Raw genomic sequence first — 13,058 nt, 5'->3', positions numbered from 1 at the left:
GTTCAGCTCACCACCAGACGGGGTTGGTTGCGGACGGTGTCGGAGAGTCGCAGCAGCAGTGCCACGATGATCCAGTTGGCCACCAGGGACGAGCCTCCCGCCGCGAGGAACGGCGTCGTCAGACCGGTGAGCGGGATCACCCGCGTCACGCCGCCGATGACGATGAAGCACTGCAGGCCCACCGTGAACGACAGCCCCACCGCGAGCAGCTTGCCGAAGTCGTCCTGGCCGGCGAAGCCGATCCGGAGGCCGCGGGCCACGAAGATCAAGTACAGAGCGAAGATCGCGAACAGGCCGGCCAGGCCGAGCTCCTCGCCGATGCTGGCGATGATGTAGTCGCTCTGCGACACCGGAGTGACCCACGGCTGGCCCTGGCCGAGCCCGGTGCCGATCAGGCCGCCGTGCGCGAGGCCGAAGAGGCCCTGCACGAGCTGGAAGCTGCCGCCCTGCGCGTCGTAGACCTTCTGGGAGAACGGCTCGAGCCAGTTCGCGAACCGGTCGTGGACGTACGGCAGGAGCTGGCTGGCGACGACCGCGCCGCCGCCGATCAGCAGCAGACCGAGGATCACCCAGCTGATCCGGGCGGTGGCGACGTACACCATCACGAGGAACAGCCCGAAGATGAGGAGGCCGGTGCCCAGGTCGCGCTGGAACACGATGACGGCCATCGACATCAGCCAGACGATCAGCAGCGGGCCGAGGTCGCGGGCGCGTGGGAAGCGGATGCCGAGGAACTTCTTTCCCACCATCGACAGCGAGTCCCTGGCCTGCACCAGGTAGCCGGCGAAGAAGATCGCGAGACAGAGCTTGGCGAGCTCGCCCGGCTGGAAGCTGAACGGGCCGATTCCGATCCACACCCGCGCCCCGTAGATCTCCCTGCCGATGCCAGGCAGCATCGGAAGGAGCAGCAGGACGAGCGCGGCGAGGCCGAAGATGTAGGTGTAGCGCTGCAGCACGCGGTGGTTGCGGATGACGACGATGACCGCGATGGCGCACGCGATGGCGATGGCGGCCCAGGCGATTTGCTTGACGCCAGCGCTGTTCCAGCCGGAGTCCTTGAAGTGGATGTCGATCCGGTAGATCTCCGCGATCCCGATGCCCGTCAGGACGGTGGCGATCGGGAGCAGGAACGGGTCGGCCTGCGGGGCGACGATCCGCAGCGCGATGTGCATCCCGAGCACGAGCGCGGCCAGGCCGGCGCCGAGGTAGACGAGCGTGAGGTCGAGGTGGCCGAGCGCGCCGAGCTGGACGAGCACGATCGCCGCCGCGTTGATGCCGCACGCGATGGCCAGGAGGAACAACTCGAGGTTACGCTGTTTGGCGGGAAGGCGCAGCCGCTTGACCGGGCCGGTGGCCGGCCTGGCCTGCTTCCGCTCGCTCACGCTACTGTTTTGCGGCATCGGTCAACTGGTCCACGATCGCGCGGGCGGCCGCCAGGTCGTCCGCGTTGATGGTCTGCTGCACGAGCTGCTTGTCGTACTGCGGGAGGCTCTTCACCGGCACATCGGACTCCTCGTACACGTGCGAGAGCACGATCGGCCCGAGGTTCTGCTGCACGCCCTGGTAGATCGCGACCTTGCCGGTGGGCGACGAGCCGACGAAGAAGCGGGACTGGGTCCACTGGTACCCGAAGAGCACCGCGAGCACGATCGCGACGACGAGCACTGCCAGCCCGATCATCCAGGTGAGCCGGCGGCGGCGCACCCGGCGCTCGTCCTCCTCGATCAGCTCGTCGAAATAGTCCTCCGACTGCGGCTCGAAGTGCGTCGGGCCGGTGGCGGGCCGCACCGGGTGGAGGCGGAGGGTCGGGAGGCGCGTGGCGCGTGTCGCGGGCTTGGGCTCCCCGAACTGGAGGGGGGCCGCCGCCGAGCCGACCGTGATCGGCTCCTTCACGACGTCGCCGCGGGCGACGTCCGCGATGTCGAGGATCACGACGGTGACGTTGTCGGGCGCGCCGGCGTCGAGGCTCTGCTTGAGGAGTTTGTCCGCGACCTGCTTGGGCGCGTCGCGCGCGCCGAGGGCCGCGAGGAGGTCGTCGTTCTTCACGACGCCGCTGAGCCCGTCCGAGCAGATCAACCAGCGGTCGCCCGGCCGCGTCGCGAGGATGAGGGTGTCGATCTCGGGGGAGGCGTCGACGTCGCCGAGCACGCGCATCAGCACCGAGCGGCGGGGGTGGACCATCGCCTCCTCCTCCGTGATGCGGCCGCTGTCGACCAGCCGCTGCACGAAGGTGTGGTCGACAGAGACCTGGCTGAGCTCGCCGTCGCGGAAGAGGTAGATGCGGGAGTCGCCGATGTGGGCGATGGCGATCTCGTCGCCGACCCGCATGAGCGCGCTGACGGTGGTGCCCATCCCGGTGAGCTCCGGATGCTCGAAGACGGTCTCGGCGAGCAGCGAGTTGGCGGCGATCAGCGCGGACTGGAGGGCGAACTCCGCCTCCGGAGCCGTGTCGTACTCGCCGTCGGCCTCCTTGATGCGGTTGACCGCGATCGCGCTGGCGACGTCCCCGCCGGCATGGCCGCCCATGCCGTCGGCCACCACGAACAGCTCATGCCCCGCATAGCCGGAGTCCTGGTTGTTCGAGCGGATCTTCCCGACGTGGGAGACGGCCGCTGCCCGATTGCCTGCCACGGGTTACCGTCGCAGCTCGAATGTGGTGGTCCCGATCTTGATCGGGGTGTCGAGCGGGACCTGGGTCGGGACGGTGACGCGGCGGCCGTCGAGGAACGTGCCGTTTGTCGAGTCCAGATCCTGGATCATCCACTCGTCGTTCCACAGGAGCAGGCGGGCGTGGTGGGTGGAGGTGTAGTCGTCGCGGATGACCAGCCCGGACTCGCTGGACCGGCCGATGGTGATGGGGTCGCGGCCGAGCGCGAGCTCGGTGCCGGCGCGCGGTCCGGAGGTGAGGACGAGGCGGTGGGCCGTCTGGACGCTGGCCTTCGTGCCTCCCACGGCGGTGTTGGCGCCGGCCGGGAGGTTGGAGACGGGGGCGTGCTGCATGACCGGCTCGGTCGGGCCGGCGGGAACGGGGACCGCTGCGGGGGCTGCGGCGGGCGCGGCCGCCGGGGTCGGGAACGGCGAGGCGGCCGCCTGCGACTCCGGGAGCTTGCGCACGCGCTGGCCGAACAGGTCGGTGCGGAGGGCATAGACGATGCCGAACACGAACAGCCACAGCAGCAGCAGGAAGCCGAACCGCAGCACCAGCAGGGTGAGCTCGCTCGGGTTCACGAGGTGCTCCAGAAGTTGTCGCCCTGCGCGGAGCCGGGGGAGGGCGCCGCCTGCGGGAGAACCCGGAAGACGATGCGGGTGCGGCCGATGGTGACGACGGAGTCGGGTTCGAGGATCGCCTTCTTCACCGGCTGCCCGTTCAGCTTCGATCCGTTGGTGGAGCCGAGGTCCTCCACCTGGGCGCGGTGGCCGTCCCAGGTGATCATGACGTGCCGGCGCGAGATGCCGGTGTCGTCGACCGTGATGTCGGCATCCTGTCCGCGGCCGACGACCGTGCGGCCCCCGGTGAGCGGGTAGTGCCGGCCGTCGATGTCGAGCACCGGCGTCCAGGCGACGTCGCCCTTCACATTCTCGGAGTCGATCCGGAGCATCCCCACGCTGATGTCGGGGTCCTCCCGGAGGTCGATGGCGAGCCCGCCGGCGAACGCGTAGTGCTGGCTGGTGGCGTGCTTCTGCGCGAACGACACGAGCTCGTCGGTGAGTGCGGCGCCCATCGAGCTCATGCGCTTGTAGTCGGCGGCAGACATCCTCAGGACGAAGCGGTTCGGCGCCAGCACCCGGTCCCGGGAGACGACGGCCGCCTTGGTGTCCATCTCCTTGCGGATGGCGCTGGTGAGCTCCACGGGCTGCAGCCCGGAACGGAAGGTCTTCGCGAACGCGCCATTGACGGCGCGCTCGAGCCCCCGCTCGAAGTTGTCCAGAATGCCCACTAGTCTCCCGCTCCCGGCTTGGCCAGCTACATGCATGTTAGTCGGAACCCCCTGGAAGACACCCCCGCACGGCTGCCTCACAGGTGAAGAGCGTGTTCAGGGGGTCCCGCGGATTCGGTGTCGGAGACGCTGTCGTGTTAGTCTTCCTGGGTTCGCGCGAGTGGCGGAATTGGCAGACGCGCTGGCTTCAGGTGCCAGTGCCCGCAAGGGCGTGGGGGTTCAAGTCCCCCCTCGCGCACGAACGAAGGGCCGGTTCGACGGGAAAGTCGAGCCGGCCCTTCTGCGTTGCCTGGTGAGCGTTTCTACTTGCTTTTCTTGTCGTCGACTATTCCACCGATGAGGCCGCCTATCGCCCCGCCGAGCACGCCACCGGCCGGCCCGCCGAGGAGCGATCCGATGCCGGCTCCGATGCCCGCCAGACTCGAGCCGTAGCTCACCCGGGCGATCGCGACCGTCGTGGACCCTTCCGGATTGACCGAGATCTCGAATGAGCCGACAGCGGCCGACGCCACGACGAGCGCAACGGGACTGGCCTTGCCGCCCGCGGCCATCGTGTCGTACATCTCCCACGACTCGAAGTACGCCCGCTGGGGATCGGTCTTCTTCTCCCCGGCCTCGTATCCGAGTTTGTACAACGCCAGAAGTGTTTCGACTTCTTCGTCGGTGATCAGGTCGGCCGCTTCGAGTCGGTCGAGGATGGCTTTGTGGTCGCTGACCAGGTCACCCTTGTTCGCATCCGTGATGCGCCGCGCTTCCGCGCGCGCCGCATGCATCATCCCCGCGATGTCGGTGCCCAGATACGTCGCTTTCTCCATCATGTGCCCCCTTTTGAGTTCTTCTCAGTAAAGCACTCGGGGTCGGCAGCGGCACGGGGCGAACCGGCCGGTCATGCCCCGAACGGATCTGAGGACGCTCGCGCCTCACCGCGCGACACGCAGCCGCACGGCTCGGTAGACGACCCCCGCCGCCAGCACCAGGACGCCCGCCACGATCGACGACACCGGCAGGGTCACGACCAGCACTAGGCATCCCACCGCTCCCGCGACCGTCAGCGCGCGGGGGTAGCGCCGGTTCGCCGGGTCCTGCGTCCAGGCCGACACGTTCGCGACGACGTAATAGAGGAGCACGCCGAACGACGAGAAGCCGATCGCGCCGCGGAGGTCGGTCACCGCGATGAGCACGCAGACAACGAGCCCGAGAGCGAGCTCGGCGCGGTAGGGGACGCGGAAGCGCGGGTGCACAGCGGCGAACCAGCCCGGGAGGTCGCGGTTGCGGGCCATTGCGAGGCTCGTCCGCCCGATGCCGGCGATCATCGCGAGCAGGGCGCCGAGTGCTGCCGCGGCGGCGCCGACACGGATCACGATGCCCGGCCAGTCCGCTCCCGTGGTGTCGGCCACGGCGCTGAGCGGGGCGGCCGCCGACGCGAGTCCTGCGGCGCCGAGCGCGTGGAGGGCGGAGACGGCGACGAGCGCGTAGACCACGAGCGCGATCGCGAGGGCGGTCGTGATCGCGCGCGGGATGGTGCGTGCCGGGTCGACGACCTCCTCGCCCATGGTCGCGATCCGGGCGTAGCCGGCGAACGCGAAGAAGAGGAAGCCGGCCGATTGGAGGACGCCGTAGACCGTCGGCGCGGTGCCGGGGGAGGAGACACTCGCCGCGGTGTGCGTGAAGCCGATCGCCACGGCCACGGTGAGGGCGAGGAGGGCCGCCCCCACCAGGATGCGGGTGAGGAGCGCCGTCCGCGTGATCCCGAGCGTGTTGACGAGCGTCAGCACCACGACCGCGAGGATGGCGACGGGCTTCACCCAGGCCGCGGGCACCGCGTAGGTCGCGAATGTGATCGCCATGGCGGCCGAGCTGGCGGTCTTGCCGACCACGAACGACCAGCCGGCGAGGAAGCCGGGCCACTCGCCCAGCCGCTCGCGCCCGTAGACGTACGTGCCGCCGGAGGTCGGGTACTGGGCCGCGAGCTGCGCGGAGGAGGTCGCGTTGCAGAAGGCGATGAAGCCGGCGATGACCAGGCCGACCAGCAGTCCGACGCCGGCGGTCGCGGCGGCAGGGGCGAAGGACGCGAAGATCCCGGCGCCGATCATCGAGCCGAGGCCGATCGTCACGGCGTCGCCGAGGGTGAGTCGCCGTGCGAGCGCGCCGGGTGCCGGGGAGGCGGGGGTGGTCACGGGCGGCAGCCTAGCCGTCGCGCGTGAACCGCGATTAGACAGTCTGAGCTGCACAGTTGCAACTGAGCAGCTAGACTGTCGATATGCCCGATCCCTCCGCCTCCTCCATCCGTGCGGCCCTCGACCTCCGGGTCGCCTTCGCGCGGCTCCGCCGCCGGCTGCGCGAGGTGGCGACCGAGCCTGCCGGTCTGAGCGCGCAGCAGTCGTCCGCGCTGGCGCGCATCGGCAAGGGCGAGGGCAACACGGCCTCCCGCCTGGCCGAGCTGGAGGGCGTGCGCCCGCAGTCTATGGCCACCACGATCGCGTCGCTCGAGGAGCTCGGCCTCGTCGTCCGCACGCCCGACCCCACCGACGGCCGCCGCCAGCTCGTCTCCCTGACCGATGCGGGGCGGGAGGCCGAGAGCGGCAACCTGGACGCCCGGCGCGAGTGGCTCGTGCAGGCGATGGAGGAGCGGCTCACCGAGGAGGAGCGCCAGACGGTGCTCGCCGCGACCGTGCTCATCGACAAGCTGGTGAGCGCGTGATCGACCTGATCGCCGCCAAGCCAGGCCCCGCCGACCGGTTCGACCGGCGGCTGCTCGCGCCGATGATGATCGGCGCCGTCCTCAACCCGGTCAACTCGTCGATCATCGCGGTCGCGCTCGTGCCCATCGCCACCGCGCTCGGCGCGCCGGCCTCCGAGACGGCGTGGCTGGTGTCCTCCCTCTATCTGGCGACCTCGATCGGGCAGCCGCTCGTCGGCCGGCTGGTGGACATGTTCGGGCCGCGGCGGCTGTCCGTCGCCGGCGCGATCCTCACCGGGCTGGCGGGGGTGATCGGCGTGTTCGCGCCGAACATCGCGGTGCTGGTGATCGCGCGCGTCATCCTCGGCTTCGGCACCTGCGCGGGCTACCCGGCGGCCATGTACCTCATCCGCAGCGAGGCGACCCGCACCGGGATGCGGAGCCCGGCCGGCGTGCTGACCGCGCTGTCGGTGACGACCCAGACCATCGCGGTCATCGGGCCGACGCTCGGCGGCCTCCTCATCCAGGTGGGCGGCTGGCGCGCGACCTTCGCTGTGAACATCCCGCTGGCGATCGCGTCGCTGGTGCTCAGCCTGCTCTTCCTCCCGAAGTCGACGGCGCTGGACGCGACCCGGCCGGCGCGGGGACGGCTCGACTACCTCGGCGTCGCGCTGTTCGCTGCCACGCTGGTGAGCCTCCTGCTCTTCCTGATGAACATCCACCTCGCGCAGCTCTGGCTGCTCGCGCTCGCCGCGGTGTTCGCTGCGGCCTTCGCGCTCTGGGAGCTGCGCCGCCCCGACCCGTTCATCGACGTGCGGGTGTTCGCGGGCAACATCCCTCTGCTGGTCACGTACGCGCGCGCCGTGCTCGCGGCGACCGTCTCGTACTGCTACCTCTACGGGTTCACGCAGTGGCTGGAGGGCGGCCGTGGCCTGTCGCCGGCGGCTGCGGGCCTCATCCTGCTGCCGACCTTCGGGGTCGGGATCGTCGTTGCGTCCTTGTTCGGGCGCAAGCCGGAGATCCGCTGGAAGCTCATCGTGGGCGCGGCCGGTCAGATCGTGATGGCGGTGCTGCTGCTCCTGGTGGGAGCGGAGGCCGCGATCTGGTTCCTCGTGCTCATCGCGATCGTCACCGGCGTCCCGCAGGGTCTGGTGAACCTCGCCATCCAGAACACGCTCTATCACCAGGCCGACCCGACCCGGATGGGCGCGACGTCGGGACTGCTGCGCACCTTCATGTACCTGGGCGCGATGCTCGCCTCGGCGGCGACCGGAGCGTTCTTCCACACGACGGCGGACACCGGGGGCCTGCACGACCTGGCCTGGTTCATGCTCGGCGCCGGCGCGCTGTTCCTGGTGATCACGCTCGTGGACCGCTCGCTGCGCCGGGTCGACCGGCTCGCGACCGGCGCTTGATCGGTCGCCGAGGGGCACGTAGTTGCCCTTAAAACCGGGTTTTAGGGGCGTTAACGTGCCCCTCGCCGGTTGATTGCCGCCGCGCCGTAGAATCCTCTCGTGTCCGAGGACGTCCCGGTGCTGAGCGAGCCGCTCTTCGACGTGTTCGCGAGCGGGAGCTGGATCTTCCTGCCCGCCGGTCCCGCGCGCGGCGTCGCGACCGAGCTGGAGGCCGAGATCCTCGACGAGCAGTTCTCCTGGTGCGAGAACCCGCACCTCGGCGAAGGCTCAGGACTGCTCGTCCTCACTTCCGCCATCAACGGCTGGATGCTGCTGCACGGCGCCACCGAGACGGTCGGCTGGGCCGCCGGCCTCCTCAGCGAGCAGCGCGACCTCTACCGGGCGACGATCGACGTGCGGCTGCCGGCGATGAGCTGGAGCTTCCTGGAGCGCGGAGCGCCGACCCGCTCGGTCTCGGTGGAGCTGGGCGACGACGGCGACCTGGTGACCCGCACCTCCGGCCACCCGCTCCCGTTCGAGTCGGACGGCGTGCACCTCCCCGGCACGGGGTCCGGGTACGACGCTTTCTTCTACCCGGTCGCCATCCTCGGCGAGCATGGCGTCACGCTGCACGACCTGGAGCTCGCGCTCGACCGGCCCAGCGTCACGCTGCGGGTGAGCTGACCCGGTAGCGCAGCATCACGGTCCCGGACGGGAAGGCGTGCTCCTCCAGCAACTCGAGGTCGAGCATGAGATCGGTCGGCAGCGCGGCCGTGCCACCGCCGACGGACACCGGGACGAGGTAGAGCATGACCTCGTCCACCAGTCCGGCGCGGAAGGCCTCCGCCGCGAGCGTCGGGCCGCCGATCGACACGTCGCCGGGCGCGGCCTCCACCAGCGCGCGGACGGCGACCGGATCGAACACCGCCTCGACCGTCGTGCGGGGCGTCGTGACACCGGTGAGCGAGGACGAGTACACGATCTTGTCGGCGTCGCGCCAGATGTCCGCGTACTCGCGCATGACCGCGGGCTCGTCATTGGAGCCGATGTCCTGCCACACGTGCATGGTCTCGAACATGCGACGGCCGTAGAGGTAGGTGCCGATGCCGCGCTCCCGGGCGTTCACGGCGGCGTGCACCTCCTCGTCAGGAGTGGCCCAGTCGAACGAGCCGGAGGTGTCGACGGTGTAGCCGTCGAGGGACGCAAGAGCCGAGAAGACGAGCGACATGCGGCGACTCTAGGCCTCCGGGGCGGCCGCGGGGAGGGGCGCCTCAGTGCGGGAAGAGCACGGCCAGCGCCCGCAGCTCGTTCCCGAAGACCAGCGGCACGACAACGTCGAGCACGAATCCGATCACGAGAACCAGTGACGCGGCGCCGGCCGCGAGGATGACCAGCGTGGAGAGCAGCCTGAGGTAGGCGTTGTCCGCCACCTCCGCGAGCGTTCCCCGTGCTCGCACCAGGCCCCCCTGGTGGTGGCGGTGCTCCAGCGTGGTCATCGTCTTCCCCTCTTCGGCCGGCCCCTCGTCCGGCTGATGGGTGGCCGTCCGCCGGGCGGAGCGGTCACGACATCAAGTCAAGCGGGGGAGGGCGCGGGGGGCATCGGTCGATGGTCGGGAGGGGGTCATCCCGTGGGATGATCTCCGGCCACCGTGCAGCCGTACCCGGTGTCGGGCGCCTGCGGGACGTCGCCGGTCGCCGAGGCGAGGCGCCGGGCGAGCTGTTCGCGGCGCGCCTCCAGGACCGCGATCGCGGCTTCCACCTCGGCGAGACCGTCGAGGTAGGCGGCGACGGAGGCGGGGCACTCGTCGCTGCGGGCGTGGCCGGAGCCGAGGCAGGCGATGAAGGGTGCGGCCTTCCCGGGCGGGATGCCGGTGGCCGCCAGCTCGCGGATCTCACGGACCGCGCGCAGCTGGGCGTCGTCGTAGTCGCGGTAGCCGTTCGGCAGTCGCCCGGGCGCGACGAGCCCGAGGCGCTCGTAGTAGCGGACGGCCTTCACCGTCACGCCGGCGCGGACGGCCAGCTCGCCGATCTGCATGTTCCACCTCGCGGAGCCGGGATGATTCGCTCCGCCGTCAGCGTAAACCCTGACCCCCGGGTCATGGTCGAATCGCGCTACACTATTAGTTAGTGCCCTAACTAATCAGATCATCGGTGGGAGAGTCGAGATGTCCGGTCGCTTCGCGCAGTGGTACGCGAGCTGGAACGCCAAGCTGATCCGTGTGGCCGGTCCCGCGCAGCTCGGCGCCGGGCATCCCGAAGGCCCCGACCTCCGCTCGCCGGCCGCGCCGTGCCCGATCTGCCGGCACCCGATGACCGAGCACTCCGTGCTGCGGCCCGAGGGCCAGCGCGACGCCAGCCGGCTGGTCTGCCCCATCGCCGCCTGAGGCCCGATCGCCGCCTGAGGCCCTCAGGACTCCCGTACAGCCGCCGCGATGATCGTCCGCAGGCTCTCGCGCAGGTTCAGGATGTCGTCGACCGGAAGGCCGAGCCGTTCCACGATCCGCGGCGGGATCTTCTCCGCCTCGGCACGCAGCTCGCGTCCGGCGCGCGTGAGCGTGACCTCCAGCGCGCGCTCGTCGGTCGAACTCCTCCTGCGCTCGACGTAGCCGTTCGCCTCCAGCCGCTTGAGCAGCGGGGAGAGGGTGGCCGGCTCGAGCTGCAGCGCATCGCTGAGCTCCTTCACCGACCGCGGCTCGCGCTCCCAGAGGGCGAGCATCACCAGGTATTGCGGGTGGGTCAGGTTGAGCGGCTCCAGCACGGGCCGGTACAGCGCGATCACGCTGCGCGCGGCGACGGCGAGGCCGAAGCAGACCTGATTCTCCAGGGCGAGAAGGTCTTCGGGCACGTCGGTAAGTCTAGGCTTCGGGCCGGCCATGCTGCCTGATCACCCAGACTGCCTGATCACTCGGCCCGGGAGAACTCGGACGCCCGCGTCACCTGGTCCGGGGTGAGCGCGACGCCGGTGTACCGCTCGAACTGCCGCGCCGCCTGCAGGGCGATGACCTCCGCGCCGGTGATCAGCCGCTTGCCCGCCGCCCGTCCCGCAGCGACGAGCGGCGTCTCGGACGGGAACGCGACGACGTCGAACACGACGGACGAGCGCTCCACGAACGCGTCGCCGAACGACCGTGCGGACTCGTCGGCTCCGCGCATCCCGAGCGGGGTGACGTTCACGATCACGTCGAAGTCCGGCTCGGGCTCGCTCGCTCTCCAGGTGTACCCGTACTTGGCGGCCAGCGCTGTGCCGGCCTCCTCGTTGCGGGCCAGCACCGTCAGGTCGTCGAACCCGGCGCCGCGGAACGCAGCGACGACCGCCTTGGCCATGCCGCCCGACCCGCGCACGACGACGCGCGACGCGGGGTCGACCGCGTGCTCGGAGAGGAGCTGGGCCACCGCCTCGTAGTCGGTGTTGGAGGCCGTGAGCAGCCCGTCCTCGTTGACGACGGTGTTGACCGACTCGATCGCGAGCGCCGACGGCTCCAGGTTGTCGACCAGCGGGATGATGGCCTCCTTGAACGGCATCGACACCGAGCAGCCGCGGAAGCCGAGCGCCCGGATGCCGCGGACGGCGCCCTCCAGGTCGTCGGTGGTGAACGCCTTGTAGACGAAGTTCAGCCCGAGCTCGTCGTACAGGAAGTTGTGGAACCGCGTGCCGAGGTTGCTGGGGCGGCCGGACAGCGAGATGCAGACCTGCATGTCCTTGTTCAGGATGGGCATGCGTCCATTGTCGCAGCCCGCCTGAACACCTTCGCAGCCGCCCCTGTGCAACCGTTACGTTCACAACTTGACTACATCTCAGACATCATTCACTCTTATCGCATGACCGCCACACAGGGTCTTCCCTCGCGTGGCGCACGCAATCCCGGGTCGCAAGGCGCGCTGAGGCACTTGAACCAGGAGCGGCTCGTCGAGTTCCTCCTGGCCAACGGACCATCCACCCAGGCTGAGCTGGCGCGCGGGACGGGGCTCTCCACCGCCACCGTGTCCAACATCGTCCGCGACATGGCCGCGAAGGGCGTCGTCGAGACCTCGCCTGTGACCTCCAGCGGCCGCCGCGCGCTGCTCGTCCAGCTCACCGACACCGGGGACATCGCGGTCGGCGTGGACTTCGGCCGGCGGCACGCGCGCATCGTCCTCTCCACCCTCGGCTACGAGGTGATCGCGGAGGACGAGATGGCGCTGCCGCTCGGCTACGACGTCGCCGACGCCGTCCGTCAGGCAGCCGAGCTCCTTGATCGGATTCTTGCGGCCGGCGGGCACGACCGGCAGGCCGTCCTGTCGGTCGGGATCGGCATCCCCGGTCCCATCGACCGGCGCACCGGTACCGTGCTGCAGGGCGCCATCCTCCCCGAGTGGGTCGGCGTGCGGCTGCGCGACCTGGAGGACGCGTTCCGGTTCCCGGTGGTCGTGGACAACGACGCCAACCTCGGTGCGCTCGCCGAGGTGACTTGGGGCGCCAACCGGGGAGTGCGCAACCTGATCTTCGTGAAGATCGGCACCGGCATCGGCGCCGGGCTGATCCTCAACGGCCTGCCGTACTACGGGTTCCTCGGGATCACCGGCGAGCTCGGCCACACGCCGGTCACCGAGCAGGGCGTGATCTGCCGGTGCGGCAACCGCGGCTGCCTGGAGACGATCGCGTCCACGAGCGTGATGATCGAGACGCTCGGGCACGGGGTCAACGCGCCGGTGAGCACGGCGGACATCCTGCGGCGCGGACGCGAGCGCGACCCGGCGGTGCTGCGGGTGGTGAGCGACGCCGGGACGGCGATCGGCCAGGCCATCGGCAGCATCGCGAACGTCATCAACCCGGAGCTGGTGCTCATCGGAGGACCGCTGGTCGGGCTCGGGGACGCGCTCCTCGAGCCGATCCGGCGCGGCATCCAGCACAACGCGATCCCGGTCATCGCCGAGACGACGGTCGTGCGGATCTCGTCGCTCGGCGACCGCGCCGAATCGCTCGGAGCTGCAGCCCTGGTCATCCAGGGCGCCCTCGACGGCAACGAGTAGCTCGCGGATTCGTGACGAATGTCGCCTTTCGGCGCG

At 70.2% G+C, this 13,058-nt stretch carries 16 protein-coding genes and 1 tRNA gene; 6 read left to right on the top strand and 11 right to left on the bottom strand.

The window, feature by feature from the left end:
- Positions 1-2 precede the first annotated feature (2 nt).
- From ACFQ9V_RS03585 to ACFQ9V_RS03570, 4 genes are read right to left on the bottom strand one after another with little or no spacing between them, the layout of a single operon-like run.
- The gene (locus tag ACFQ9V_RS03585) at positions 3-1,400 is read right to left on the bottom strand and encodes an FtsW/RodA/SpoVE family cell cycle protein (RefSeq protein ID WP_382457804.1); all 1,398 of its coding nucleotides are present in this window, start codon (positions 1,398-1,400) and stop codon (positions 3-5) included.
- Positions 1,384-2,631 (bottom strand): PP2C family protein-serine/threonine phosphatase, encoded by a 1,248-nt coding sequence (locus tag ACFQ9V_RS03580; protein ID WP_382457803.1) that lies wholly within the window; start codon positions 2,629-2,631, stop codon positions 1,384-1,386. Before ACFQ9V_RS03580 ends, ACFQ9V_RS03585 begins: the two co-directional genes overlap by 17 nt.
- 3 nt (positions 2,632-2,634) lie before the next feature.
- Positions 2,635-3,228 (bottom strand): FHA domain-containing protein, encoded by a 594-nt coding sequence (locus tag ACFQ9V_RS03575; protein WP_382457802.1) that lies wholly within the window; start codon positions 3,226-3,228, stop codon positions 2,635-2,637.
- The gene (locus ACFQ9V_RS03570; RefSeq protein ID WP_382457801.1) at positions 3,225-3,938 is read right to left on the bottom strand and encodes an FhaA domain-containing protein; all 714 of its coding nucleotides are present in this window, start codon (positions 3,936-3,938) and stop codon (positions 3,225-3,227) included. Before ACFQ9V_RS03570 ends, ACFQ9V_RS03575 begins: the two co-directional genes overlap by 4 nt.
- Positions 3,939-4,092: 154 nt before the next feature.
- Between ACFQ9V_RS03570 and ACFQ9V_RS03565 the strand changes: the two genes are divergently transcribed.
- Positions 4,093-4,176, top strand: a tRNA-Leu gene (locus ACFQ9V_RS03565).
- Positions 4,177-4,240: 64 nt separating this feature from the next.
- Here the strand turns inward: ACFQ9V_RS03565 and ACFQ9V_RS03560 are convergent.
- Entirely contained in the window at positions 4,241-4,756 is a 516-nt protein-coding gene (locus ACFQ9V_RS03560; RefSeq protein WP_382457800.1) for a hypothetical protein, read from the bottom strand.
- 102 nt (positions 4,757-4,858) lie between these two features.
- Positions 4,859-6,115 (bottom strand): APC family permease, encoded by a 1,257-nt coding sequence (locus tag ACFQ9V_RS03555; protein ID WP_382457799.1) that lies wholly within the window; start codon positions 6,113-6,115, stop codon positions 4,859-4,861.
- Positions 6,116-6,198: 83 nt separating this feature from the next.
- Here ACFQ9V_RS03555 and ACFQ9V_RS03550 point away from each other — a divergent pair, with 83 nt between their 5' ends.
- The 3 genes from ACFQ9V_RS03550 to ACFQ9V_RS03540 all read left to right on the top strand — a co-directional run bounded on the left by ACFQ9V_RS03550 (position 6,199) and on the right by ACFQ9V_RS03540 (position 8,696).
- Positions 6,199-6,639: a MarR family winged helix-turn-helix transcriptional regulator gene (locus tag ACFQ9V_RS03550; RefSeq protein WP_382457798.1), complete on the top strand. Its 441-nt coding sequence runs from the start codon at positions 6,199-6,201 to the stop codon at positions 6,637-6,639.
- Positions 6,636-8,033, top strand: a complete 1,398-nt coding sequence (locus ACFQ9V_RS03545) for an MFS transporter (protein ID WP_382457797.1) — start codon at positions 6,636-6,638, stop codon at positions 8,031-8,033. Before ACFQ9V_RS03550 ends, ACFQ9V_RS03545 begins: the two co-directional genes overlap by 4 nt.
- Before the next feature lie 99 nt (positions 8,034-8,132).
- On the top strand, positions 8,133-8,696 hold the full coding sequence (locus tag ACFQ9V_RS03540) for a hypothetical protein (RefSeq protein WP_382457796.1): 564 nt from the start codon (positions 8,133-8,135) through the stop codon (positions 8,694-8,696).
- Here ACFQ9V_RS03540 and ACFQ9V_RS03535 read toward each other — a convergent pair.
- The 3 genes from ACFQ9V_RS03535 to ACFQ9V_RS03525 all read right to left on the bottom strand — a co-directional run bounded on the left by ACFQ9V_RS03535 (position 8,677) and on the right by ACFQ9V_RS03525 (position 10,047).
- Positions 8,677-9,240, bottom strand: coding sequence for a dihydrofolate reductase family protein (locus tag ACFQ9V_RS03535; protein WP_382457795.1), 564 nt, complete (start codon positions 9,238-9,240; stop codon positions 8,677-8,679). The genes ACFQ9V_RS03540 and ACFQ9V_RS03535 overlap by 20 nt on opposite strands.
- Positions 9,241-9,283: 43 nt before the next feature.
- Positions 9,284-9,508, bottom strand: a complete 225-nt coding sequence (locus tag ACFQ9V_RS03530) for a hypothetical protein (RefSeq protein ID WP_382457794.1) — start codon at positions 9,506-9,508, stop codon at positions 9,284-9,286.
- A 125-nt stretch (positions 9,509-9,633) separates the two neighbouring features.
- Positions 9,634-10,047: a MerR family transcriptional regulator gene (locus ACFQ9V_RS03525; protein ID WP_382457793.1), complete on the bottom strand. Its 414-nt coding sequence runs from the start codon at positions 10,045-10,047 to the stop codon at positions 9,634-9,636.
- Between the two features lie 130 nt (positions 10,048-10,177).
- Here ACFQ9V_RS03525 and ACFQ9V_RS03520 point away from each other — a divergent pair, with 130 nt between their 5' ends.
- A complete protein-coding gene (locus ACFQ9V_RS03520) occupies positions 10,178-10,396 on the top strand; it encodes a hypothetical protein (protein ID WP_382457792.1) in 219 nt (72 codons plus the stop codon).
- Between the two features lie 23 nt (positions 10,397-10,419).
- Here the strand turns inward: ACFQ9V_RS03520 and ACFQ9V_RS03515 are convergent, their stop codons facing one another.
- Together ACFQ9V_RS03515 and ACFQ9V_RS03510 are read right to left on the bottom strand one after the other, a co-directional pair.
- Positions 10,420-10,857, bottom strand: coding sequence for a MarR family winged helix-turn-helix transcriptional regulator (locus ACFQ9V_RS03515; protein WP_382457791.1), 438 nt, complete (start codon positions 10,855-10,857; stop codon positions 10,420-10,422).
- 56 nt (positions 10,858-10,913) lie between these two features.
- On the bottom strand, positions 10,914-11,729 hold the full coding sequence (locus ACFQ9V_RS03510; RefSeq protein WP_382457790.1) for a shikimate 5-dehydrogenase: 816 nt from the start codon (positions 11,727-11,729) through the stop codon (positions 10,914-10,916).
- Between the two features lie 102 nt (positions 11,730-11,831).
- Here ACFQ9V_RS03510 and ACFQ9V_RS03505 point away from each other — a divergent pair, with 102 nt between their 5' ends.
- Complete coding sequence (locus ACFQ9V_RS03505) at positions 11,832-13,022, top strand: ROK family transcriptional regulator (protein WP_382457789.1); 1,191 nt, start codon at positions 11,832-11,834, stop codon at positions 13,020-13,022.
- The last annotated feature ends 36 nt before the right edge of the window (positions 13,023-13,058 follow it).

The organism is Leifsonia sp. NPDC056665, from assembly GCF_042791795.1.
In the GTDB taxonomy this organism is placed as follows: Bacteria; Actinomycetota; Actinomycetes; order Actinomycetales; family Microbacteriaceae; genus Leifsonia.
Note: the sequence above shows the minus strand (reverse complement) of the source record. Positions and strands in the feature narration are given on the sequence as shown.